We start from the raw sequence: 22069 nt of genomic DNA, 5'->3' as shown, positions 1-22069 counted from the left end.
CGGCCAAGGCCGGGGGGCGGACTTGTGCACTCCGGCGGCCCGCGGGATCGACGGGCTCGGCAGCCCGACCGGTGGGACCGACGGCCCACGACCCGGCGGCGGCCCCATGGCCCGCTGGGCCGGGGCCCGGCGCCGCGTGTCAGGGGACGCCTCGGCGCAGGCTCTCCCCTCGGGGGGAGCCCGCGCCGGCGGCGGGCCGCCTACTCCTGCGGGGCCGGCTTGCCGGCCTTCGCCGCCTTCGGGTCCGGGGCCTCCTCGAAGGAGACCTTGCCCATGTGGCGGTTCATCGACTTCATCAGCATCCAGACGGCCACCGCCATCACGGCGAAGACGACGAAACCGAGGACGCCGGGGGTCACCTTGTTCTTGTCCAGCTCTTCGGCGGCGAAGGGGACAAGCTGGGTCAGTGCCAGGTGTGCGCTCATGTCAGGCATTGTCGCGGATGCCCGCGAAGAGGTCGTCCTCGGGGAGGGAGGTGGGCACCAGCGACTTGCTGAGCTCGTACTCCTCCGTCGGCCAGACCTCCTTCTGGATCTCCATCGGCACCCGGAACCAGCCGCCGTCCGGGTCGATCTGGGTGCGGTGGGCGATCAGGGCCTTGTCGCGGGTCTCGAAGAACTCGGCGCACGGGACGAACGTCGTCAGCTCGCGCTCCTTGCGCTGGAAGTCCTTCCAGCGCTCCAGCCACTCGCCGTACGGGGACTCCATGCCCCGGTCGAGGAGCGCCTGGTGCAGGGCCTCGGTGCGGGGCCGGTTGAAGCCCTGGTTGTAGTAGAGCTTCTGCGGCTGGAAGGCCGGGCCGAACTCGGCCTCCGGGTACTTCTCCGTGTCCGCCGCACCGTCGAAGGCCACCATCGTGATCTTGTGGGTCATGATGTGGTCGGGGTGCGGGTAGCCGCCGTTCTCGTCGTAGGTCGTGATGACCTGCGGACGGAAGGAGCGGATCTTGCGGACCAGCTCGCCCGCCGCCGTGTCGGTGTCCTCCAGGGCGAAGCAGCCCTCGGGCAGCGGGGGCAGCGGGTCGCCCTCCGGCAGGCCGGAGTCGACGAAGCCCAGCCACTCCTGCTTCACGCCGAGGATCTCGCGGGCCTCGTCCATCTCCTTGCGGCGCACCTCGTGGATGTTCGCCTCGATGTAGGCGTCGCCCTGGAGCTTCGGGTTGAGGATGGAGCCGCGCTCGCCGCCCGTGCACGTGACCACGAGCACGTCCACCCCCTCGGACACATACTTGGCCATCGTCGCCGCGCCCTTGCTCGACTCGTCGTCGGGGTGGGCGTGAACGGCCATCAGTCGCAGCTGCTCAGTCAAGACTCGATCCTCAGTGATTCGTCGCGGAGGCAGGTCTCTATAGTGACGGAACCGGGGGGTGGAAAATTCCGGGCTCCCCGGCGGCGAGAGGAACGATCATGAGCGCGGTGCGAGAGCAGCTGCCCGAGGGGCGCTACGGCCGCTCCGCGGACGAGCGCGCCGACCGCAAGCTCAGGGTCGCCGGCGCCGTGCTCGGCGTGCTGTTCCTCGGCATGATCGGCTGGTTCGGCTGGCACCACGTCGTGGGCAGCTCCATCAGCGCCGAGGTGATCAAGTTCGACGTGGTGAGCGACACCGAGGTGCAGGTGCACCTGGAGGTGCGCAAGGACGCCGACGTCACGGGCGTCTGCACGCTGCGCTCGCGGTCCGAGGACGGGGCCGAGGTCGGCCGCAAGGATGTGCGGATCGACGAGGCCGCCGACCGGATCGACCGGGTCTGGACGATCCGGACGACCGCGCGGGCCACCAACGCCGAACTCGTGGGGTGTACCGCCCGGTAGCAGTGGGTAGGGACCGGATGGCGGGCCTGCGGCGTGTCGCCTTCGATCCGCACGCTGACCAGGAGTGACGCCATCTTGATGGTTTATGTCCTCCCCCTTTTCGCCACTCATTGTTAGGCTCGTGGTTTCGCCCGCCCAGGAAGGACAATCCTTCTGGGTAGGGCGATGCTTTGTATCCCAGTACCTACGAGGAGCACCTGTGACCCAGACCAGCGACAACGTCACCTGGCTCACCCAGGAGGCGTACAACCAGCTGAAGGCCGAGCTGGAGTACCTGTCTGGTCCCGCGCGAACCGAGATCGCCGCGAAGATCGCCGCGGCGCGCGAGGAGGGCGACCTGCGCGAGAACGGCGGGTACCACGCGGCCAAGGAGGAGCAGGGCAAGCAGGAGCTCCGGGTCCGCCAGCTGACCCAGCTGCTTGAGCACGCCAAGGTCGGCGAGGCTCCGGCGGACGAGGGTGTCGTCGCGCCGGGCATGGTCGTGACGATCGCCTTCGACGGTGACGAGAACGACACGATGACGTTCCTGCTCGCCTCGCGCGAGTACGCGAGCAGTGACATCGAGACGTACTCGCCGCAGTCGCCGCTCGGCACGGGCGTCAACGGCAAGAAGGCCGGTGAGGACGCCGAGTACGAGCTGCCGAACGGCAGGAAGGCGACGGTGAAGATCCTCAGCGCCAAGCCGTACACCGGCTGAGCCCGATCCTTCAGCGGAAGGGCCGGTCCTCCTCGGAGGACCGGCCCTTCCTGCTGCCTCACGGGAACCGCCGCCCGACTACGCCGTCGCGGAGCGGTACTTCCGCACCGCCAGCGTCCGGAACACCACGATGATCAGGACCGACCAGATGATCGAGGCCCACACCGGGTGCTGCATCGGCCAGGCGTCGGGAACCGGGTAGCCCGGTGGGAGGTTGCCGAAGAGCTCGCGGGCCGCCTGGACCGTGGCGCTGAACGGGTTCCACTCGGCGATGGTGCGCAGGAACGTCGGCATGTTCTCCGACGGCACGAACGCGTTGGAGATGAACGTCAGCGGGAAGAGCCAGATCAGGCCGCCGGAGGTGGCCGCCTCCGGAGTCCGTACGGAGAGACCGATCAGGGCGCCGATCCACGAGAAGGCGTAGCCGAGGAGCAGTAGCAGGGCGAATCCCCCGAGGACCTTGCCGATGTTCTCGTGTGTGCGCCAGCCCACCAGGAGCGCGACGATCGCGAGGACCACGAGCGTGAGCGTGGTCTGCACCAGGTCGGCCAGGGTGCGGCCGGTCAGGACGGCGCCGCGCGCCATGGGCAGGGAGCGGAAGCGGTCGATGAGGCCCTTGTGCATGTCGTCGGCGATGCCCGCGCCCGCGCCGGCCGTGGCGAAGGTGACCGTCTGGGCGAAGATGCCCGCCATGAGGAACTCGCGGTAGGCGGCGGGCGAGGTGCTGCCCCCGACGCTGATCGAACCGCCGAAGACATAGCTGAACAGCACCACGAACATGATCGGCTGGATCAGCCCGAAGATGATCATCTCCGGGATCCGGGTCATCCGGATCAGATTGCGTTTCGCGACGACCAGGGAGTCACTGATCGACTGGGCCACCCCGCCGCGCGGCTTGGTGTCCTGGAGCTTCGGGGCATTGGTCACCGCGGTCACTTGGCCGCCTCCTTCCGGCTCTTTCCCCGGCCCTTGGCGTCCTGTGCCGCCTCCCCGTTCTCCTCCTCGGCCGCCTCGGCCGCGTGGCCGGTCAGCGAGATGAAGACGTCGTCGAGGGTGGGGCGGCGCAGACCGATGTCGTCGATCTCGACGCCGACGGTGTCCAGGTCGCGGATGACCTCGGCGAGCAGCTTGGCACCGCCGGCGACCGGGACGGTCAGCTTGCGGGTGTGGTTCTCGACGGAGACCTCGCCGTGGCCGATGCCCGCCAGGCCGTAGCGCGCGAGGACGTCACGGGCGGGCGCGATCATCTCCGGCTGGTGGACGACGACCTCGACGCGCTCGCCGCCCGTCTGGGCCTTGAGCTGGTCCGAGGTGCCGCGGGCGATGACCTTGCCGTGGTCGACGACGCAGATGTCGTGGGCCAGGTGGTCGGCCTCCTCCAGATACTGGGTCGTCAGGAGCAGCGTCGTACCGCCCGCGACGAGCTCCTGGATGACCTCCCAGAGCGCCTGCCGGTTGCGCGGGTCGAGGCCGGTCGTCGGCTCGTCCATGAACATCACGGGTGGCGAGACGACCAGGGCGGCGGCCAGGTCGAGCCTGCGGCGCATGCCGCCGGAGTACGTCTTGGCGGGGCGGTCGGCCGCGTCCGCGAGGTTGAAGCGCTCGAGCAGCTCGCCCGCCCGGGCCTTCGCCCGCTTGGCGTTCATCTGGTAGAGCTGCCCGACCATCTGGAGGTTCTCGCGGCCCGTGAGGTACTCGTCGACGGCGGCGAACTGGCCGGAGAGACCTATGGACCGCCGCACTTCGTTGGGGTGCTTGAGCACGTCGATTCCCGCCACGACGGCGCTTCCGCTGTCGGGCTGGAGCAGCGTGGTCAGCACGCGCACGGTGGTGGTCTTCCCCGCGCCGTTGGGGCCGAGCAGGCCCAGGACCGTGCCCTCGGGTACGTCGAGGTCCACGCCGTCCAGAGCTCGTACGTCGCCGAAGGTCTTCACCAGACCTTCGGCGTAGATCGCGCCTGGCATGTGGGTTCTCCCAGGGGATTTGGGCGTTTTCCACCCGAGTTTAGGTTCGAACGGCGGTCGCCGCCCAGTGATTTGGTGACCGAGCCCACACCGTAACGCGATACATCGCGATACTCAAGAGCTGTGGATGGAACGCGGAACGGCGCCGGGGATCGAAGACCGATCCCCGGCGCCGCCCGGTCGACGAACCCGCCGTCCGCTACGCCATCACCACGTACCCCGCGTCCCGCAGGGCCGCCTCGACCTCCCGGCAGTGCTCCGGGCCCTTCGTCTCCAGGTGCAGCTCCACCTCCACCTCCGTGAGGCCGAGCCGCGGATCGGTCCGTACGTGACCCACGTCGAGCACGTTCGCGTCGACCGTCGTCAGCACCCCGAGGAGGTTGGCCAACACCCCCGGCCGGTCCGTCACCCGGAGCCGCAGGCTCAGATAGCGGCCCCCGGCCGCCATGCCGTGGCGCAGGATCCGCTGCATCAGCAAGGGGTCCACGTTCCCGCCGGACAGGACCGCGACCACCGGGCCCGGATAAGCCTTCGGATCGCTCAGCAGCGCCGCCACCGGGCTCGCGCCGGCCGGCTCGACCACCAGCTTCGCCCGCTCCAGACAGAGCAGCAGCGCGGAGGAGAGCGCGTCCTCGGAGACCGTACGGATCTCGTCGACGTACTCCTGGACGATCGCGAACGGCACGTCGCCCGGGCGTCCCACCTTGATCCCGTCGGCCATCGTCGCCGGCGCGTCGATCGCCACCGGGTGCCCGGCGGCCAGCGAGGGCGGATACGCGGCCGCGCCCTCCGCCTGCACGCCGATCACCTTCACGTCCGGGCGGACCGACTTCACCGCGAGCCCGATGCCGGCCACGAGACCGCCGCCCCCGACACCCACGAGGATCGTGCGGACCTCCGGACACTGCTCCAGGATCTCCAGGCCCACCGTGCCCTGTCCGGCGATGATGTCCGGGTGGTCGAAGGGGTGGATGAAGACCGCGCCCGTCTCCGCCGCGTACTCCTCCGCCGCCGCCAGCGTCTCGTCGACGACCTGGCCGTGCAGCCGCACATCGGCGCCGTACTCCCGGGTCGCCGCGACCTTCGGCAGCGGGGCACCGACCGGCATGAACACCGTGGAGCGCACCCCGAGGAGCGCGGAGGCCAGCGCGACCCCCTGCGCGTGGTTCCCCGCCGAGGCGGCGACCACCCCGGCCGCCCGCTGCTCCGGCCGCAGCCCGGAGATCCGTACGTACGCACCGCGCAGCTTGAACGAACCGGTCCGCTGAAGGTTCTCGCACTTGAGGTGGACCGGGGCTCCCACCAGCGAGGACAGATACCGGCTGCCCTCCATCGCGGTCACTCTGGCCACCCCGGAGAGCATCTTCTGCGCCCCGCGCACGTCGTCGAGGATCAGGTGGTGCAAGGGGTCTGGCCTACGGAAGCTCATGACAGCAAGTCTCGCAGCTCACGGGCCCCGTGGCCGCCCGGGCGGAAGGCGTCGAAGCGGGTTCGCGCAGCGCTGGTACGGACCCCCGCCGGTCCGCGTACTCTGTCCCCCACCAACCGACCACCGCACGAGAGAGCCCCCACAGCCATGCCCCCATCTCAGGACATGACGACTGAGCTTGACCCCGGTCTCCTCGATGCCCTCCAGCACCAGGTGGCCGTCTTCGCCCGCCGGGCCGAGCAGACGCGTCTCGGCGGCACCGGACAGCTCCGCAACTCGATGGACCGCGCCGCCTACCTGCTCCTGAACCGGCTCGACCAGGAAGGCCCGATGGGCGTCAAGGCGCTCGCGGCGGGCATGGGCATCGACTCGTCCACGGTCACCCGTCAGGTGGCCCCGCTCGTCGACACCGGCCTGGTCAAGCGCACCTCGCACCCCGAGGACGGGCGCGCGGTCGTGCTCCAGCTCTCCCCGCGCGGGCTCGCCCGCCTCGAGGAGGTCCGCGCCTCCCGCCGCGAGCTGATGGCGCAGGTGACGGACGGCTGGACGGCGGCCGAGCGCGAGTCGTTCTGCACGCTGCTCACCCGCTTCAACTCGGCCCTCTCCGCACGCCAGTCGGGCCTGCCGCCCGCCGCCGACACGGAGTCCGCCCCAACCTCTTGACCCGGGCCCCGCCCTGTCCTCATATGAGGACGTGCGCGATCGACGGGGCGACCCAGGGGACGGCCAGGGCGGCGAACAGCGGCACAGGACCCGGCAGTTCGAGGCGTTCGTGGCCGGGGCGGCGCCGCGGCTGCTGCATGTCGCGACACTGCTCACCGCCGAGACCCGGGCCCGCAATCCGCGCGCCCAGGCGCTGCTGACCGCGTCCCTCGCCCACACCTACGCCCAGTGGAGCCGGCTGCGCGGCGAGGATCCGTACGACCGCACCCGCGCCGACCTCGCCGCCCGCTTCGCCCGCACCGCCTGGCGCCACCACCGCGGCCAGGGCGGTGTGCTCTCCGCGCTCACCCCGCAGGAACGTCTCGTCGTGGTGCTCCGGCTGTACGAGGGCGTGGCCGAGGAACAGACCTCGGCCCTGCTCGGGCTGCCCGAGGAACGGGTCCGGGCCCTGTGCGCCCGCTCGGTCACCGCCCTGCGGGACCGGCGCCTCCGGCCGGGGGAGGTGGCCTCGTGAACCACCACGGGCGCAAGGAGGACGAGGTCCGGCGGATGCTCGAGAGCCCGCCCCCGCCGGTCCCCGGCGATCTGGCGGCCCGCGCCGTCGCGCGCGGGACCCGGCTGCTGCACCGCGACCGGGCGCTGCGCCGGGCGCTGTGGGCGCTGCTCGCCGTGGCCGCGCTGGCCTTCGCGGTGTGGGCGTCGGTCGTGGAGCCCTGGCACGCGCCGCCGGAGACCACGCCACCGCTCGAAGGCTGGTGAGCCCGGCCCTAGGCTGGAAGCGGCACCCACTCCGAGCCCCAGGAGGCCGTCATGACCAGAAAGGTCGCCGACTGCCGCAAGACGCCCAGCGTCATGGGCTGCACGCTCACCATCAGCGGTGAGGAAGAGGAAGTCGTACAGGCCGCGACCGAGCACGCGATCTCGGTGCACGGCCACTCCGACAGTCCCGAGCTGCGCAAGATGGTCCGCGAATCACTGGAGGACGAGAAGGTCAGCGCCTGACCGGGCGCCCACGTCGAGACCGGGCGCCCACGTCGAGAGCGCCCGGCCCGTACCCGTACCGGCTAGCCCAGCGCCTGACGCAGGTCCGCCAGCAGGTCGTCCACGTTCTCGATGCCCACCGAGAGCCGGACCAGGTCCGCCGGGACCTCCAGCGCCGAACCCGCCACGCTCGCGTGCGTCATCCGGCCCGGGTGCTCGATCAGCGACTCCACACCGCCCAGCGACTCACCCAGCGTGAACAGCTTCGCGCGGTTGCACACCTCCACGGCCGCCTCCTCGCCGCCCGCCACACGGAACGAGATCATCCCGCCGAACGCCTTCATCTGCTTGGCGGCGATCTCGTGCCCCGGGTGCTCCGGCAGCCCGGGGTACAGGACCTGGGTGACCTTCGGGTGCTGGGTCAGCATCTCGGCGACCTTGGTCGCGTTCTCGCTGTGCCGGTCCATGCGGACGGCGAGCGTCTTGATGCCGCGCAGCACGATCCACGAGTCGAAGGGACCGGCGACCGCGCCCATCGCGTTCTGGTGGTACGCCAGCTCCTCGCCGAGCGCCTCGTCGGCCGTCACCAGCGCACCGCCGACGACGTCGGAGTGGCCGCCCATGTACTTGGTCAGCGAGTGCACGACGACGTCCGCGCCGAGCGACAGCGGCTGCTGGAGGTACGGCGAGGCGAAGGTGTTGTCGACGACGAGCTTCGCGCCCGCCGTACGCGCCACGTCCGCGACCGCCGCGATGTCGGTGATGCCGAGCAGCGGGTTCGACGGGGTCTCGACCCAGATCACCTTCGTACGGTCGGTGACCGCGGCGCGCACGGACTCGACGTCGGAGGTGTCCGCGACCGAGAAGTCCACGCCCCAGCGCTGGACCACCTTGGCGAAGAGGCGGAAGGTGCCGCCGTAGGCGTCGTTCGGCACGACCACGTGGTCGCCGGGGGCCAGCAGCGTCCGCAGCAGGCAGTCCTCGGCGGCGAGACCGGAGGCGAAGGCGAGACCGCGCCGGCCGCCCTCCAGGGCCGCGAGGTTCTCCTCGAGGGCCGTACGGGTCGGGTTGGCGCTCCGGCTGTACTCGTAACCGCCGCGCAGCCCACCGACGCCGTCCTGCTTGTAGGTGGACACCTGGTAGATGGGCGGGACGACCGCGCCGGTCAGCGGGTCGGCCGTGTTGCCCGCGTGGATGGCGCGGGTCTCGAAGCTCTGGTGCGTGTGCTCGTCGCTCATGAGGCAGGAGCGTAGTCCTGAGCGCGGCCCATCGCCGCCCACCGTCTCACCGGGTGTCTCACCCCGTGGCGCACGGGCCGCGCGGGCCGTCCTGGACAATGGACCCATGGAGATTCTCTGGTTCCTGCTCGCGATGGGGCTGCTGTTCGCGGTCCTCGCTCCGTATCTGAGGCGCCGCCGCGGCGGAATCCATCAGGTGGCCCCCGGCTCGCCCGACGCCGCGGACCCCGAGGCGTACGGCTTCGTACGCCAGGAGGAGCAGGACGTACGGATGCCCGGACCGGACGCCGACCTGCTCGATGTGCTCGACGTGGTCCAGGCGACGCAGGACTGGCGGGCGGCCTCGCAGCTCCTCGCCGGTACGGAGAAGGGGGGCGAGGTCCGCTGGCAGCGCGTCCAGGCGTTCGCGGGCGCGGCCTCCCTGGAGCTCCAGCAGCAGCCCGGCGTCGGAGGCGCGTGGCTGCGCGCCTGGCGCGCGGACTCGCCCAAGGACCCGGGCGGGGCCGCCGTGCACGCCGAGTTCCTGGTGCAGCAGGCCTGGCGGTCCTCCGCGGCCGGCACCGACGACTTCCGCATCATCCTCGAAGAGGCGAAGAAGGTGAGCGAGGAGGCGGCGCTGCTCGCCCCCGGCGACCCCGTCCCGTACATCGTGCAGCTCGCCGTCGCCCGTGGACTCGGCTACAGCCACGAGGAGTTCGACCAGGTCTGGGCGAAGATCATCGACCGCGCCCCGCAGCACATGGGCGCGCACCTGGCCGCCCTGCACTACTGGTGCGAGAAGTGGCACGGCTCGCGCGAGGACGCCGACCGCTTCGCGACGGCGGCCGCGGCCCGCGCGCCGCAAGGCTCGCTGCTCGCCGCGCTGCCGCTGTTCGCGGTGTACGAACACCTGCCCGAAGTCGTCCTCGTCCAGGACTTCTTCGGAACCGAGGTGGTGCGGCGGGCGATGGAGGGCGCGCTGTACGCCGTCCACTCCGCCCGCCCCGACGACCCGATGCTCGCCCACGTCCGGCATCTGCTCGTGCTCTTCCTGGTGCGCGCCGAGCGCTGGTCCGAGGCGATGAACCAGCTCGTGCACGTGGACGGCCACGTCGGCGCGCTGCCGTGGACGATGAACACGGACCCGGCCGCGGAGTACACGATGTACCGGAACCTGGCGGTGGCCGGGTACGAGTCGAACGGCGGGAGCCCGGCGACCCTGCCGCGGTAGCGGGGGAGCCCAGGCCGTACGAGAGCCCAGGCCGTACGAGAGCCCCAGGCCGTACGAGATCCCAGGTCGGACGGCCTTTCCCGGTGGACGGCGCACGCGTCGGTGGGTGATACTCCGCTTCCCCCCACAGCTCGAACGATCACCTTTCTCCGTGGGGGAACTCTGCCCAATGGGCGCTTCTCTGCGCGCGCTGCGCGCCCTCGTGCTGCTTGCCGGCTTCTATCTCCTCGGCCTCGCCGTGCTGGTCGTCCTCGGTCTGATCGACTGGGCGGCCACGCTCTGGACCCCCGGTCCCTGGGCGCTCAAGTTCTACGTCGTCACCGCCGTCCTGGCGGTCCCCGTCGTCCGCGGCATGCTCATGCTGCGCACGCCCCAGGACGAGATCACCACGGGCGTCCTCGTCACCGAGGCGGACGAGCCGAAGCTCTGGCGGACCGTGCGGGAGCTGGCCGAACAGGTCGGGACCCGGGCGCCGGACGAGATCCGGCTGACCGGGGAGGTCAACGCCGCCGTCAGTGAGGACTCCCGGCTCCTCGGCCTGCTGGGCGGCCGGCGCCGCCTCTACCTGGGCCTTCCGCTCATGGCCGGACTCTCCGAGGACCAGCTGCGGGCCGTCCTGGCCCATGAGTTCGGGCACTTCGTCCACGCGGACACCCGCCTCTCCGGCATCACCGCCCGCGGCCGCGTCCAGGTCGCACGGACCGTCGCGCACTTCGAGGAGAAGGCGGGCGGCAAGGTCGCCAAGGAGCGGGCGCGACAGGAGAAGAAGGCCGCCAAGCGGCTCGCGAAGGGCAAGAAGGCGCACGAGATCGACACGACCGGTGTGGGTTTCACCTTCCGCGCGATGGCGCGGATCTACACCGCCTACGGACGGTTCTCCCTGCGCGCCACGCAAGCGGACTCGCGCCGGCAGGAACGCGCCGCCGACCTCGCGGCGGCCCGTATCGCCGGGCGGGACGCGACCGCGTCCGCGCTGCGCGAGATCGCGGTCGTGGAGGCGGCCAACGGCTTCTTCCTCGATGCGTACGCGACGATGGGAGCCGAGTTCGGGCTGCTGCCCCCGCACGGCGAGGTGATCGGCGGCGTACGGCATCTGCTCGCCGCGCGGTCGGAGGAACTGGACGACCTGCGGTACGACCTGCCGACGCAGCCGGCCTCCCCCTACGACTCCCACCCGCCCATGGCCGAACGGGTCGCCCTGCTCGAAGCGCTGCCCGACGACGGCCGCGGCGCGCGGCCGTCGCAGCCCTCGCTCACGCTGCTCGTCTCGCCCGAACGCTCACTCGCCGCGGTGGAGGACGTCTCGCTCACGGCGGACGCGCTGCGGATGCGGCGGGTGGAGTGGCCGGAGCTGGTCCACGAGTCCATGACCGCGCATTCCGTGAGCGAGTCGGAGCCGGTGCGTAGCGCGACGGCCGAGGTGGCGGGGACGGTCTCCGAGGGTTCCGAGTCGGGTACGGCACTGAACGCTCTGCTCGACGCGATCGACGCCGGAAAGGTCTGGGAAATCACCGACCGGCTCCCGAAGTCCGAGCAGGCCGGCGCCGCGACGGGGCGCGCCGCCCGCGAGTTCGCCCGGCCGGTGCTGCGGCGCGGCCTGTCCCAGCTGGTGACGGACGCGCTCACCGAGGACGGCCGGGCGCGCTGGCAGTTGTCCTGGGCCGCTCCGGCGAGCCTGCGTCTGCCGCCCGGCTACGAGGACGCGTTCCCGGCGGCCCTCGACGCGGCGGTCGCCGACCGCCCGGACACCGGCCCCCTCCGCCTCCTTCTGCAGACCCCGTAAGAAACACAGGTCCCCATCGTGATCATCCTCTGGATCATCCTGACCCCCCTCGTCCTGGGCGTACTGGCCCTCGGGCTGTACTTCCTCAAGGCCATCGTCCAAGGCACGATCGAGGGCATGCGCGAGGGCCGGAACTACGATCCGGACGCCGAGGAGACGGCCGCGCGCGTCGCCTCACTGGGGCTGCTGCCGCCCGAGCGCCAGAACACCGAACTCCCCGCGCCGCTGCAGCCCGCTCTCCTCGTGGCCATGGCGGCGGCCAGGGCCGGCGACTGGCAGCCCGCCGCCGATCTCCTGGAGGAGACGGCGGAGAAGCGCGACTGGGAGCTGCGCACCCACTACGGTGAGCAGCTGGCCGACGTGGCCGCGGAGGACGACACCTGGCTGCTGGCGTGGGAGGCCGCCCGCCCCGACGACCCGGGCGCGGCCCTCCTGCGGGCGCGCAGCACCGTGGTCCTGGCCTGGAAGGTACGGGGCGCGAAGCGCGCGCAGTACACCACCCAGGAACAGTTCCAGGGCTTCCGCAGCACCCTGCTGCGCTCGCGCGACGAGCACACGCGCGCCGAGGCCCTGGCGCCCGAGGACGACCCGGCTCCGTACGTGGGTCAGATCTGGACGGCGATCGGCCTCGGCCTCCCGCACGAGGAGATGCACCGCGTCTGGAAGGAGATCACCGACCGCGCCCCGCACCACTACGAGGCCACTTTCTCGGCGCTGCAGTACTGGTGCGCGAAGTGGCGCGGCTCCGAGGAGCTCGCCCGCGCCTTCGCCGTACGGGCGGCGGCCGGGGCGCCCGCCGGGACGCTGATGTCGGTGTTCCCGCTGATCGCGCACTTCGAGCACGACGACTCGGACTCGGCCGACGTCGACCGCACGCCCGAGATGTACGCGACGGTGGACGCGGTGCTCGCGGACGTGGCCGCGGCGGATCCGGACCACCCGCGGCTGTCCGAGGTGCGGCATCTGCTGGCGTACTACCTGTACCTGCAGGAGCGGTGGGACGAGGCACTGGAGCAGTTCCGCCTGGTGGACGGCCACGCGGGTGCGTTCCTGCCGTGGCGCCACCGGGGCAACGCGGCGGAGGAGTTCTGCCGGATGCGCGACGAGTGCGTGGCCAACGGTTCGGGCGCCTGAGCACCGCGGCGGGGCCCGGGGGCCGGAAGGGAATCCCTTCCGGCCCCCGGGCGTTCTTACAACGCCCACCGTCGAGGAGATGCCGCATGTTCCTGTCACGCACCCCTGTCCTCCCCACGCCCGAGCAGGCGCTGAAGGGCCGCCCGGAGCCCGAGTTCACGGTGCCCGAGCGCCACACCGTCCTCGGCAACCCGCTGCTCGGCCCGTACCCCGAGGGCCTCGAGGTCGCGGACTTCGGCCTCGGCTGCTTCTGGGGCGCCGAGCGCAAGTTCTGGCAGACCGAGGGCGTCTGGACGACCCTGGTCGGCTACCAGGGCGGTCTCACACCGCACCCGGCCTACGAGGAGGTCTGCTCCGGCCTCACCGGCCACACCGAGGCCGTCCGGGTCGTCTTCGACCCGCGGCGCGTCTCGTACGAGGAGCTTCTCAAGCTCTTCTGGGAGTCCCATGACCCGACCCAGGGCTTCCGCCAGGGCAACGACGTCGGCACCCAGTACCGCTCGGCGGTCTACACCCACTCCCCCGCCCAGGCCACGGCGGCCGACGCCTCCCGCGCCGCGTACCAGAAGGTCCTGACGGGCTCGGGCTACGGCACGATCACCACGGAGATCCTCCCGGCCGAGGGCCGCCCGTTCTACCCGGCGGAGGGCTACCACCAGCAGTACCTGGACAAGAACCCGGCCGGCTACTGCGGCATCGGCGGTACGGGCGTCTCCTGCCCGATCGGCGTCGCGAAGGCCGAGTAGCGGCGGTCATCCGGCCGACCCACCGCAGGCCGTACCGTCGGGGCCGTGCCGTGGCCGCCTGACGCGGCGCGCAGGAGGGCGGCGGTGGCCGCCGGGTCGTAGTCGGGTCCGACTCCGTCGATCAGGAGGATGTCGCCCGCCATGTGCCGGGTGCGCAGCGGGATCAGCTCCTGGTAGGCGGCGGAGTCGTACCACGCGCGCGCCCGCTCCATCGAGGGGAAGCCGACGAGGACCAGGGCGCCGGGCCACTCGCCCTCGAGGACCTCCCGCTCGGGGGCGCCGTGGACGAGGAACCGGCCGCCGAAGGGGTCGAGCGTGTCCTGGATGCGCTCCATGTACTCGAAGATCTCTTCGTCGAGGACGGGCTTCGGGCTGAGGTTCGCCATCGCGTATGCGGTCATGGGCTCAGCGTGCCGGGACATGCCGTACGGGTCGATTACCCCGGACGTCATGCCCCGGCGACGCCTCCGACGTCCGTCGAGCGGCACCGTCGACCGGCGCTGTCGACCGCCGCCGGTCGACCGTCAGATCGTGGACGCGTCGATCACGAAGCGGTAGCGCACGTCGCTCGCCAGCACCCGCTCGTACGCCTCGTTGATCCGGTCGGCGCCGATGACCTCGATCTCCGCGCCCAGCCCGTGCTCCGCGCAGAAGTCGAGCATCTCCTGCGTCTCGGCGATGCCGCCGATCATCGAGCCGGCGAGCGTCTTGCGGCCGCCGATCAGCGAGAAGAGGTTGAGCGCGATCGGCTCCTCGGGGGCGCCGACGTTCACCAGGGCGCCGTCCGTCTTGACCAGCCTCAGGTAGGCGCCGAAGTCGATCGGGGCCGAGACCGTGGAGACGATCAGGTCGAAGGAGCCGGCGAGCTTCGTGAAGGTCTCCGGGTCGCTGGTGGCGTAGTAGTGGTCGGCGCCGAGCTTGAGGCCGTCCTCCTGCTTCTTCAGCGACTGGCTGAGCACGGTCACCTCGGCGCCGAGCGCGTGGGCGATCTTCACGCCCATGTGGCCGAGGCCGCCGAGGCCGACGATCGCGACCTTCTTGCCCGGGCCCGCCTTCCAGTGGGCGAGCGGCGAGTAGAGGGTGATGCCGGCGCAGAGCAGCGGGGCGGCCTCGTCGAGGGCGATGCCGTCGGGGATGCGCAGGGTGTAGTTCTCGTCGACGACGATGTGGGTGGAGTAGCCGCCGTAGGTCGGCTCACCGTTCTTGTCGAGGGCGTTGTACGTGCCGGTGCCGCCCGTGACGCAGTACTGCTCCAGGCCCTGGCGGCAGTAGTCGCACTCCCGGCAGGAGTCGACGAAGCAGCCGACGCCGACGCGGTCGCCGACCTTGTGCCGGGTGACCCCGGCGCCGACCTCGGTGACGATGCCGGCGATCTCGTGGCCGGGGACCATCGGGAAGATGCCCTCGCCCCAGCCGTCACGGGCCTGGTGGATGTCGGAGTGGCAGATGCCGGCGTACGCGATCTCGATGAGGACGTCGTGCTCGCCCACCGCGCGCCGAGGCACCGTGGTGCGCTCCAGCGGGGCGTTCGCGGCGGGTGCGGCATAGGCGGCTACGGAGGAAACGTTCGTGGTCATGGTGGCAAGCCTGCCGGAGCGCGCAGGTCGTACCCAGCCCTCTGTTCTGCCTACGTCCAGCGTGCGTACCACTGGCAGGGACAGGAACATCCGTCCGTCCGGTCGTACGACCTGGGATAATCGGGCTGCATGGATCTCAGTGCCGAACTCAGCGAATTCCTGCGCTCGCGCCGGGCCCGGCTGAAGCCGGAGGACGTGGGCCTGCCGGAGTTCGGGCGTCATCGCCGCGTCCCGGGGCTGCGCCGGGAGGAGCTGGCGCAGCTGGCCGGGGTGTCCGTGGCGTACTACACCCGGCTCGAGCAGGGCAACGGCCGCAATGTGTCCATGGAGGTGCTGGACTCGATCGCGCGGGCGCTGCGGCTGAGCGAGGCCGAACGGGAACACCTCACGCGGCTGGCCAAGCCGGCGCCCGGGCGAAGGCGGCCGTCGCGGCCGCAGCGCCTGCGGCCGGGCGTCCAGCAGCTGATGGACGCGATGGTGGGGGTGCCCGCGTACGTCGTGGGACGGCGCACGGACGTCCTGGGGTCCAACCGCATGGCCGCCGCGCTGTTCGGCGACGTCACCGCGCTGCCGCCCGAGCAGCGCAACATCGCCCGCCTTCTCTTCCTGGGCGACAACTGCCGTGATCTCTTCGTCGACTGGGAGCAGAAGGCGTGCGAGGTCGTCAGCCATCTCCGGCTGGAGGCGGGGCGCCATCCGGACGATCCGCTGCTGTCGGCGCTGGTCGGCGAGTTGTCGGTGAAGAGCGAGGTGTTCAGGAGTCTCTGGGCGGCGCACCACGTGAAGGACAAGGGGCACGGCAGCAAGCGGCTTCATCATCCGCTGGTGGGTGAGCTGACGCTGTGGTGCGAGACGCTGACGCTGACGGACGACCCGGAGCAGTGCCTCGTGACCTTCCACGCGGAGCCGGGGTCGGCCTCGGAGGAGGCGTTGCGGCTGCTGGCCAGCTGGGGCGCTGAGCAGCCGGTCGTACGGTGAAGAGAACGGCGGCCCCCTCCACTCGGAGGGGGCCGCCGTTGCCGTACGTACGGGGTCAGACCGCCGAGCCGGCCTTCCAGGCCGACCAGCTCATGTTCCAGCCGTTGAGGCCGTTGCTGGGCGAGATCGTCTTGTCCTTGGAGTTCTTGACGATGATGACGTCGCCGACGATGGAGTGGTCGTAGAGCCAGGCGGCCATCTGGTTCGGGTCGCCGGCGCCCTTGACGTCGTTCAGGCCCACACAGCCGTGGCTGGTGTTGGCCGAGCCGAAGATGGAGTCCGGGCCCCAGTAGTTGCCGTGGATGAACGTGCCGGACGTGGAGAGCCGCATGGCGTGCGGGACGTCCTTGATGTCGTACTCGCCCTTGCCGTCGTCGTCCGTGAAGCCGACGGTGGCGCCGTTCATCCGGGTCTCCTTGAACTTCTCGGAGATCACCATCTGACCGTTGTAGGTCGGGTTCTCCGGGGAGCCGGCGGAGATCGGGATGGTCTTGACCGTCTTGCCGTCCTGCTTGACCGTCATGGTCTTGGTGGCGACGTCGACGGTGGAGACCTGGTTGCGGCCGATCTTGAAGGTGACGGTCTTCTGCTGGACACCGAAGACGCCGTCGGCGCCCTCGACGCCGTCGAGGTTCAGCTTCAGCGTGACGGTCGAGCCCTCGGCCCAGTAGTCGTCGGGGCGGAAGTCCAGGCGCTGGGAGTTGAACCAGTGGCCGACGACTTCCTGGCCGCTGCTGGAGGAGACCGTGATGCCGCTCTGGACGGCCTTCTTGTCGGTGATCGCCTTGTTGAAGTTGATCGAGACCGGCATGCCGACGCCGACGGTGGAGCCGTCCTCCGGCGTGAAGTTGCCGATGAAGCTGTTGGCCTGCGAGACGGTGGTGAAGGAGGAGTTCTCGTGGGCCTCCAGACCCTCCGCGTCCGTGGCGGTGGCGGCGATCTTGTAGACGGTGGACCGCTTCAGCTGCTTGCTGGGCTTCCAGCTCAGCTTGTCGGCGGACATCTCGCCCTCGACGCTCTTGCCCTCCGCGTCGGTCATGGTGACCTGGGAGAGCGTGCCCTCGGAGACCTTGACCTCGGTGCCGTTGTTGATCGACACGTTGTCGGCGCCGTTCTTCGGCGAGATGGCTATCTGGGCCTTCGACGTCTTCTGCGCCGCGGCCTCGTCGACCTGAGCCTGTGACTGCGACGCGGAACTGTCGGGGGCACCGCCCTTGTCCCCGTCACTGCACGCCGAGAGCACCAATACGCCGCCGAGCACCGCGGCCGTCGCCGCCAGGCCCCTCCGGCGCTTGCTGTCCGTCATCACACGCTTCTCCATCGTCGCCGAATCCCTGCCAACACTCGTCTGAACATCCATATGACCCCCCGCGGTTCCGGAACCGGGCGGTTTGTGGGGAACGCCACTGATCGACACGTCGTCGCGGAGCGTCCGGTTCCCGTACAGCAGGAAGCCCCGGCAACGGGAAGCCCCGGCACGGGGGGCCGTACCGGGGCTTCCAGAGGTGCTGCGCCCCCCTGCTAGACCCGTTCCCCGCCGTCCGCGTCGTACGCGTCGCTCTCGTCGTCGTCCTCGTCCACCTCATCTTCCTCGTCGAGGTCCCACTCCTGGGCATCGGGGTCGTAGTCGATCTCCTCGCTGCTCCACGAGGCCTGGACGAGTTCGATCCCGGGGACCTGCCTGACGAGGTCGAAGGGCTCGATGAGGTAGGCCAGGGCCTCGGCGCTGTCCTCGCGCACGGCGGAGCGGGCGTGCCCTCGCTCGTCCTCGGGCATGAACTCGTCGGTGTCGATCCGGCCCACGGCCGCCTCGGTGAGTTCCTCGGGGCCGTCGATCTCCAGGACTACTTCCACCCGAAGTCGTACATAACGTGATGTCTCGGAAGTGCTCATACGAGGGAGCGTAGGCTGCGCGGCCGCTCGACTTTCCTGCGACCCGCTGTGTTCATTAGCATCGGCGCACCTACCGAATTCGCGGTTCCGCAAGGGGGATCGAATCTCCGTGACCGTCGCTCGACGTCCACTGCTGACCGCCACGGCGGCCGGGACACTGCTGTTCGCCCTGTGGTTCGTGCCGTCCGCGAACGCGACCGACGAGGACCGGGTCACCTCGACCCAGCAGGAGCGCGAGGCGACCGAGAACCGCCTCGCGGACACGGGCGGCCCGGACACGACGCCGTATCTGATCGGCGGGACGGGTTTTCTCGCCGTGGGAGCGGGATTCGTGGCGCTGGCGATGAGACGCGGCGGCCGGGTCCACTGAGCCGCTGGGCCGTACACGCGAAAGGGCCGCCTCCCCGTGCGCGGGGAGGCGGCCCTGCCTTTTCGTACGTGACGGTTACGCGAGCGGCCCGGTGACGGGCTCCACGGCGGCGACGAGCCTGCCCTCCCGTACGAAGGTGTCGGCGGCCTCCAGGTCGGGAGCGAGGAAGCGGTCCGGCCCCGGGCCCTCGACCCCGGCGGCGCGCAGGGCGTCGATGGCCGCCTGCGAGGCGGGGGCGGGGGTCAGGCCGCGGCGGAGCTCGATGCCCCGGGTGGCGGCGTAGAGCTCGACGGCGATGATCCGGTTGAGGTTGCCGATCGCGGTGCGCAGCTTGCGGGCGGCGGACCAGCCCATGGAGACGTGGTCCTCCTGCATCGCGGAGGACGGGATGGAGTCGGCGGAGGCCGGGACGGCCAGCCGCTTCATCTCGCTGACCAGGGCGGCCTGGGTGTACTGGGCGATCATCAGGCCCGAGTCGACGCCGGCGTCGTCGGCGAGGAAGGGCGGCAGCCCGTGCGACCGGTTCTTGTCGAGGAGCCGGTCGGTGCGGCGCTCGGCGATGGAGCCGAGGTCGGCGGCGGCGATGGCGAGGAAGTCCAGGACGTACGCGACGGGGGCGCCGTGGAAGTTGCCGTTGGAGCGCACCTGGCCGTCCGCGAGGACCACGGGGTTGTCCACGGCCGAGGCGAGCTCGCGCTCGGCGACCAGGCGGGCGTGGGCCATGGTGTCGCGGCCGGCGCCGGCGACCTGCGGGGCGCAGCGCACGGAGTAGGCGTCCTGGACGCGCGGGGCCTCTTCCTCCTGGAAGTGGCCGGTGAGCCCGGAGCCCTTGAGCACGGCGAGCATGTTGGCGGCGGAGGCGCCCTGGCCGGGGTGGGGGCGGATGGCGTGCAGCTCGGGTTCGAGGACCTTCTCGGTGCCGAGGAGGGCTTCGAGGGAGAGGGCCGCGGTGATGTCGGCCGACTTGTAGAGGGTGTCGAGGTCGGCGAGGGCCATGATCAGCATGCCGAGCATGCCGTCGGTGCCGTTGAGGAGGGCGAGGCCCTCCTTCTCGCGGAGCTCGACGGGCGCGATCCCGGCGGCGGCGAGCAGCTCACCGGCAGGCTCGACGCTCCCGTCGGGGCCTTCGGCGTCCCCCTCGCCCATCAGGGTGAGCGCGCAGTGGGAGAGCGGCGCGAGATCGCCGGAGCAGCCGAGGGAGCCGTACTCGTGCACGACCGGTGTGATGCCGGCGTTGAGGACGTCGGCCATGGTCTGCGCGACCTCGGGCCGGACACCGGTGTGCCCGGAGGCGACGGTCTTGAGCCGCAGGAACATCAGCGCGCGCACGACCTCCCGCTCGACGCGCGGGCCCATGCCGGCGGCGTGCGAGCGGACGATGTTGCGCTGCAGCTGGGCACGGAGCTCCGGGCTGATGTGCCGGGTGGCGAGCGCGCCGAACCCGGTCGAGACGCCGTACACGGGCTCGGGCTTCGCGGCGAGCGCGTCGACGACGGCCCGAGCACCGGCGAGCGCCTCCGCGGCCTCGGCCGACAGCTCGACGCGGGCGCCGTGGCGGGCGACGTCGATGACGTCCTGGGGGGTGGTGCCGGACGTGCCAAGGACGACAGTGTGCATATCCATATTCAGCACCCTACGGACTGAAGAGCGACCTGTCACTAGCTGTCGTGTCGCGCGGCCAGCCCGGCGAGGCCGCCCTCAGAGCGCGATGAGCCTGACCTGATTGCCGCACAGCCGGATCATGTCGTCGACGTCGGAGGTGAGGATCGCGACCGGACCGGGCTGACGAAGGGCGGCTTCCGCCACCGTCGCCGACGCCCTCTGCCCTGCCGGGGAAGGGGAGTGTCCCCGGGGCCGCGGCGGCCCCCCGCGAACGCCGAAGGCCCCCGCCGAGTGGCAGGGGCCGGGAGCGGGGAGGGGCCACCGTGTGAGCGCTCGCGAACGCGGTGAACGCGACCCAGGCGGCGGAGGTGGCCGTCAGCTCGCCCTTGCGCCGCCCGTCAGGACGGGTTCAGCTTGATCGCGAAGCCGTTGAAGATGGACCAGACATCGACCCAGGCCAGCCCGGTGCTGCACTCCCTGGCGGCGTTGCACCCGTATCCGTAGCTGACGATCCCGTTGAGCTGCCGGGAGTTGGGGTCGTTGATGGAGATCACCGGGCCGCCGCTGTCACCGCCGCGCCCGACGATGCCGCCGTAGTGCGGTACGCCGTAACTGCCCCAGACAGTCGTCCCGTTGACGACCCAGCTGGCGTTGCCGGCGTACACCGTGCGGATGTTGCAGACCACCTTGGAGTTGTAGCCCAGCTGGCAGGTGAAGTCACCGACCGCGACGTTGCGGACCCCGTTCAGATAGCGGCTGTAGCCCGTCGCGTCGACCCCGTCCCAGGTGTTGCGGTAGGTCCGGGCCTCGATGAAGGCCGCGTCGAGCTCCGGCCGCTTGTACTTCACCTGGCCGATGTAATTGCCGCCGGCCGCCCAGACGTTGTCGTTGACGTTGTAGCAGTGCCCGGCGGTGACCAGCCACTGACGCCCGTCCCACGTACTGACGGCGGGGATCCCGCTGGTGCACCACGAGCGGTCGCCGTTGGCGGGGCCGAGCGCGGCCCCCGCGTAGAAGGGTGCCGTGTCGTTCCACCGGCTCAGCGGCGCCGACGGCGGCGCCTGGCGCACCCGGACCGGAGTGGCCCCGCCCGCCGCGCGCTGCCGGGCGACGGCCGGTGAGGCCAACCACTCCCGGGCCGCGGCCGGCTTGTCGACCGCGAGCTCGATGGTGCCGCCGTCCGCCGACGTTCCCGCCAGGGACACGATGAAGGGCAGGTCCGTACGGGAGGCGAGGGCGGAGATCTCGTCCCTGAGGGCCGTGCGGGACTTCTTGGCGGGGAGGATACGGATCAGGCGGGAGTCCGCCTCGGGGCCGGCCCGGTGCGCGGCGGCCAGGAAGCGCGCGCCTTGGCCCGGGTCGGTCAGATACACGTTGACGGAGCGGTAGTCGGAGGCCATCTCGACCTGGGTGTAGACGTCCGCCCAGGCGCCGGACTGCCCGGCCTGGGCGGCGGCGTCGGCGGCCAGCCGTAGCGGTTCGAGCACTTCGGCCTGCCGCTCCGGGGACAGGGCCGCGATCTCGTCGGCGGACAGTGGCTCGGGCGGCTCCGCGTGGGCGGACACCGCCAGGAAGGGCAGCAGGACAAGCGCTCCCACGAGGGCGAGGGAACGTCTGAATCGGCTCTTCATGAACCCCCCTGATCGACCGTCACCGACCCTGCGGAGGCAGGGTCTCGGTGCCCAGCGACGCTAGGGAGGTGGTATCGGCCCGACAAGGGCGCACGCGCGCGCCATCAGGACCGCCCCGCGGCCGGCCTCACCTCACGGTGGCCGGCACCCCCGTCGAGGCGGCCCCCTCCCTCCCCCACGTACGCCCCGGCGCACAACGCCCCGCCCGTCCGGAACCAGCCCGTCCGGTCCGCCGCGGTCCCACTCCCGCACGGACGCTCCGCCTCACCCGGCGCCGGTACGACCAGCGCCCGGCGCGCCCGACGGGCCGGCCACCGTCCGCCCGGCGCACGAGGGCGCATGACCCCCCGCCATACGCTGCCGCG

Annotated in this window: 23 protein-coding genes and 2 pseudogenes; 12 read left to right on the top strand and 13 right to left on the bottom strand. The window is 71.2% G+C overall.

Annotated elements, in window-relative coordinates; all coding sequences use genetic code 11:
• Positions 1-200: 200 nt before the first annotated feature.
• Both ACFYV5_RS29540 and mca read right to left on the bottom strand, forming a co-directional pair.
• Entirely contained in the window at positions 201-434 is a 234-nt protein-coding gene (locus ACFYV5_RS29540; RefSeq protein ID WP_355105565.1) for a hypothetical protein, read from the bottom strand.
• Entirely contained in the window at positions 427-1308 is an 882-nt protein-coding gene (gene mca, locus ACFYV5_RS29535; protein ID WP_389173373.1) for a mycothiol conjugate amidase Mca, read from the bottom strand. The genes ACFYV5_RS29540 and mca overlap by 8 nt, the downstream gene beginning before the upstream one ends.
• Before the next feature lie 98 nt (positions 1309-1406).
• On the opposite strand from mca, the gene ACFYV5_RS29530 reads away from it, so the two are divergent.
• Both ACFYV5_RS29530 and greA read left to right on the top strand, forming a co-directional pair.
• Positions 1407-1808, top strand: a complete 402-nt coding sequence (locus tag ACFYV5_RS29530) for a DUF4307 domain-containing protein (RefSeq protein ID WP_389173371.1) — start codon at positions 1407-1409, stop codon at positions 1806-1808.
• Positions 1809-2007: 199 nt separating this feature from the next.
• Positions 2008-2505 carry a transcription elongation factor GreA gene (gene greA / locus ACFYV5_RS29525; RefSeq protein ID WP_355105559.1) on the top strand — a complete coding sequence of 166 codons (498 nt, stop codon included), beginning with the start codon at positions 2008-2010 and terminating at the stop codon, positions 2503-2505.
• A gap of 78 nt (positions 2506-2583) precedes the next feature.
• On the opposite strand, the gene ACFYV5_RS29520 is transcribed toward greA, so the two are convergent.
• From ACFYV5_RS29520 to ilvA, 3 genes are all read right to left on the bottom strand, one after another.
• Entirely contained in the window at positions 2584-3432 is an 849-nt protein-coding gene (locus ACFYV5_RS29520; protein ID WP_389173579.1) for an ABC transporter permease, read from the bottom strand.
• Positions 3433-3437: 5 nt separating this feature from the next.
• Complete coding sequence (locus ACFYV5_RS29515; protein ID WP_355105555.1) at positions 3438-4469, bottom strand: ATP-binding cassette domain-containing protein; 1032 nt, start codon at positions 4467-4469, stop codon at positions 3438-3440.
• A 199-nt stretch (positions 4470-4668) separates the two neighbouring features.
• A complete protein-coding gene (ilvA, locus tag ACFYV5_RS29510; RefSeq protein WP_389173368.1) occupies positions 4669-5898 on the bottom strand; it encodes a threonine ammonia-lyase in 1230 nt (409 codons plus the stop codon).
• Between the two features lie 147 nt (positions 5899-6045).
• Between ilvA and ACFYV5_RS29505 the strand changes: the two genes are divergently transcribed.
• From ACFYV5_RS29505 to ACFYV5_RS29490, 4 genes are read left to right on the top strand one after another with little or no spacing between them, the layout of a single operon-like run.
• Positions 6046-6561, top strand: a complete 516-nt coding sequence (locus tag ACFYV5_RS29505; protein WP_355105551.1) for a MarR family transcriptional regulator — start codon at positions 6046-6048, stop codon at positions 6559-6561.
• Positions 6562-6592: 31 nt separating this feature from the next.
• Entirely contained in the window at positions 6593-7075 is a 483-nt protein-coding gene (locus ACFYV5_RS29500) for a sigma factor-like helix-turn-helix DNA-binding protein (RefSeq protein ID WP_355105549.1), read from the top strand.
• Positions 7072-7320, top strand: coding sequence for a hypothetical protein (locus tag ACFYV5_RS29495; RefSeq protein WP_389173365.1), 249 nt, complete (start codon positions 7072-7074; stop codon positions 7318-7320). The genes ACFYV5_RS29500 and ACFYV5_RS29495 overlap by 4 nt, the downstream gene beginning before the upstream one ends.
• Positions 7321-7371: 51 nt before the next feature.
• Positions 7372-7563: a DUF1059 domain-containing protein gene (locus ACFYV5_RS29490; RefSeq protein WP_355105545.1), complete on the top strand. Its 192-nt coding sequence runs from the start codon at positions 7372-7374 to the stop codon at positions 7561-7563.
• A 62-nt stretch (positions 7564-7625) separates the two neighbouring features.
• On the opposite strand, the gene ACFYV5_RS29485 is transcribed toward ACFYV5_RS29490, so the two are convergent.
• Positions 7626-8780, bottom strand: a complete 1155-nt coding sequence (locus tag ACFYV5_RS29485; protein WP_355105543.1) for a cystathionine gamma-synthase — start codon at positions 8778-8780, stop codon at positions 7626-7628.
• Between the two features lie 106 nt (positions 8781-8886).
• Here ACFYV5_RS29485 and ACFYV5_RS29480 point away from each other — a divergent pair, with 106 nt between their 5' ends.
• The 4 genes from ACFYV5_RS29480 to msrA all read left to right on the top strand — a co-directional run bounded on the left by ACFYV5_RS29480 (position 8887) and on the right by msrA (position 13653).
• A complete protein-coding gene (locus tag ACFYV5_RS29480) occupies positions 8887-9990 on the top strand; it encodes a hypothetical protein (RefSeq protein ID WP_389173362.1) in 1104 nt (367 codons plus the stop codon).
• Between the two features lie 169 nt (positions 9991-10159).
• A complete protein-coding gene (locus ACFYV5_RS29475) occupies positions 10160-11773 on the top strand; it encodes a M48 family metalloprotease (protein WP_389173360.1) in 1614 nt (537 codons plus the stop codon).
• Between the two features lie 15 nt (positions 11774-11788).
• Complete coding sequence (locus ACFYV5_RS29470) at positions 11789-12907, top strand: hypothetical protein (RefSeq protein ID WP_389173577.1); 1119 nt, start codon at positions 11789-11791, stop codon at positions 12905-12907.
• 86 nt (positions 12908-12993) lie between these two features.
• A complete protein-coding gene (gene msrA / locus ACFYV5_RS29465) occupies positions 12994-13653 on the top strand; it encodes a peptide-methionine (S)-S-oxide reductase MsrA (protein WP_355105537.1) in 660 nt (219 codons plus the stop codon).
• A 59-nt stretch (positions 13654-13712) separates the two neighbouring features.
• Here the strand turns inward: msrA and ACFYV5_RS29460 are convergent.
• A pseudogene (locus ACFYV5_RS29460) lies at positions 13713-14054 on the bottom strand (DUF1330 domain-containing protein); the annotation flags it as partial.
• A gap of 123 nt (positions 14055-14177) precedes the next feature.
• The gene (locus ACFYV5_RS29455; RefSeq protein WP_389173357.1) at positions 14178-15230 is read right to left on the bottom strand and encodes an NAD(P)-dependent alcohol dehydrogenase; all 1053 of its coding nucleotides are present in this window, start codon (positions 15228-15230) and stop codon (positions 14178-14180) included.
• 129 nt (positions 15231-15359) lie between these two features.
• On the opposite strand from ACFYV5_RS29455, the gene ACFYV5_RS29450 reads away from it, so the two are divergent.
• Positions 15360-16208: a helix-turn-helix transcriptional regulator gene (locus tag ACFYV5_RS29450; protein ID WP_355105533.1), complete on the top strand. Its 849-nt coding sequence runs from the start codon at positions 15360-15362 to the stop codon at positions 16206-16208.
• A 55-nt stretch (positions 16209-16263) separates the two neighbouring features.
• Here ACFYV5_RS29450 and ACFYV5_RS29445 read toward each other — a convergent pair whose 3' ends face one another.
• Positions 16264-17529 (bottom strand): Ig-like domain-containing protein, encoded by a 1266-nt coding sequence (locus ACFYV5_RS29445; RefSeq protein WP_389173354.1) that lies wholly within the window; start codon positions 17527-17529, stop codon positions 16264-16266.
• A 200-nt stretch (positions 17530-17729) separates the two neighbouring features.
• Positions 17730-18101: a hypothetical protein gene (locus ACFYV5_RS29440; protein ID WP_355105530.1), complete on the bottom strand. Its 372-nt coding sequence runs from the start codon at positions 18099-18101 to the stop codon at positions 17730-17732.
• Between the two features lie 109 nt (positions 18102-18210).
• On the opposite strand from ACFYV5_RS29440, the gene ACFYV5_RS29435 reads away from it, so the two are divergent.
• On the top strand, positions 18211-18471 hold the full coding sequence (locus ACFYV5_RS29435) for a hypothetical protein (protein WP_355105528.1): 261 nt from the start codon (positions 18211-18213) through the stop codon (positions 18469-18471).
• A gap of 75 nt (positions 18472-18546) precedes the next feature.
• Here ACFYV5_RS29435 and hutH read toward each other — a convergent pair whose 3' ends face one another.
• From hutH to ACFYV5_RS29420, 3 genes and pseudogenes are all read right to left on the bottom strand, one after another.
• Positions 18547-20088 (bottom strand): histidine ammonia-lyase, encoded by a 1542-nt coding sequence (gene hutH / locus ACFYV5_RS29430; RefSeq protein ID WP_389173575.1) that lies wholly within the window; start codon positions 20086-20088, stop codon positions 18547-18549.
• Between the two features lie 81 nt (positions 20089-20169).
• Positions 20170-20283: pseudogene (locus tag ACFYV5_RS29425) on the bottom strand (DNA-binding protein); the annotation flags it as partial.
• A 188-nt stretch (positions 20284-20471) separates the two neighbouring features.
• Positions 20472-21671, bottom strand: a complete 1200-nt coding sequence (locus ACFYV5_RS29420) for a hypothetical protein (RefSeq protein WP_389173351.1) — start codon at positions 21669-21671, stop codon at positions 20472-20474.
• Between the last annotated feature and the right edge of the window lie 398 nt (positions 21672-22069).

The organism is Streptomyces sp. NPDC003035 (assembly GCF_042888285.1).
Taxonomy (GTDB): domain Bacteria; phylum Actinomycetota; class Actinomycetes; order Streptomycetales; family Streptomycetaceae; genus Streptomyces.
Note: the sequence above shows the minus strand (reverse complement) of the source record. Positions and strands in the feature narration are given on the sequence as shown.

What these genes read in the sequence shown, in the direction of transcription:
- ACFYV5_RS29540 (WP_355105565.1), bottom strand. Translation starts at nt 434, where the DNA reads ATGCCTGACATGAGCGCACACCTGGCACTGACCCAGCTTGTCCCCTTC.
- ACFYV5_RS29530 (WP_389173371.1), top strand. Translation starts at nt 1,407, where the DNA reads ATGAGCGCGGTGCGAGAGCAGCTGCCCGAGGGGCGCTACGGCCGCTCC.
- ACFYV5_RS29515 (WP_355105555.1), bottom strand. Translation starts at nt 4,469, where the DNA reads ATGCCAGGCGCGATCTACGCCGAAGGTCTGGTGAAGACCTTCGGCGAC.
- ilvA (WP_389173368.1), bottom strand. Translation starts at nt 5,898, where the DNA reads ATGAGCTTCCGTAGGCCAGACCCCTTGCACCACCTGATCCTCGACGAC.
- ACFYV5_RS29505 (WP_355105551.1), top strand. Translation starts at nt 6,046, where the DNA reads ATGCCCCCATCTCAGGACATGACGACTGAGCTTGACCCCGGTCTCCTC.
- ACFYV5_RS29490 (WP_355105545.1), top strand. Translation starts at nt 7,372, where the DNA reads ATGACCAGAAAGGTCGCCGACTGCCGCAAGACGCCCAGCGTCATGGGC.
- ACFYV5_RS29485 (WP_355105543.1), bottom strand. Translation starts at nt 8,780, where the DNA reads ATGAGCGACGAGCACACGCACCAGAGCTTCGAGACCCGCGCCATCCAC.
- ACFYV5_RS29480 (WP_389173362.1), top strand. Translation starts at nt 8,887, where the DNA reads ATGGAGATTCTCTGGTTCCTGCTCGCGATGGGGCTGCTGTTCGCGGTC.
- ACFYV5_RS29475 (WP_389173360.1), top strand. Translation starts at nt 10,160, where the DNA reads ATGGGCGCTTCTCTGCGCGCGCTGCGCGCCCTCGTGCTGCTTGCCGGC.
- msrA (WP_355105537.1), top strand. Translation starts at nt 12,994, where the DNA reads ATGTTCCTGTCACGCACCCCTGTCCTCCCCACGCCCGAGCAGGCGCTG.
- ACFYV5_RS29455 (WP_389173357.1), bottom strand. Translation starts at nt 15,230, where the DNA reads ATGACCACGAACGTTTCCTCCGTAGCCGCCTATGCCGCACCCGCCGCG.
- ACFYV5_RS29450 (WP_355105533.1), top strand. Translation starts at nt 15,360, where the DNA reads ATGGATCTCAGTGCCGAACTCAGCGAATTCCTGCGCTCGCGCCGGGCC.
- ACFYV5_RS29445 (WP_389173354.1), bottom strand. Translation starts at nt 17,529, where the DNA reads ATGGAGAAGCGTGTGATGACGGACAGCAAGCGCCGGAGGGGCCTGGCG.
- ACFYV5_RS29440 (WP_355105530.1), bottom strand. Translation starts at nt 18,101, where the DNA reads ATGAGCACTTCCGAGACATCACGTTATGTACGACTTCGGGTGGAAGTA.
- hutH (WP_389173575.1), bottom strand. Translation starts at nt 20,088, where the DNA reads ATGCACACTGTCGTCCTTGGCACGTCCGGCACCACCCCCCAGGACGTC.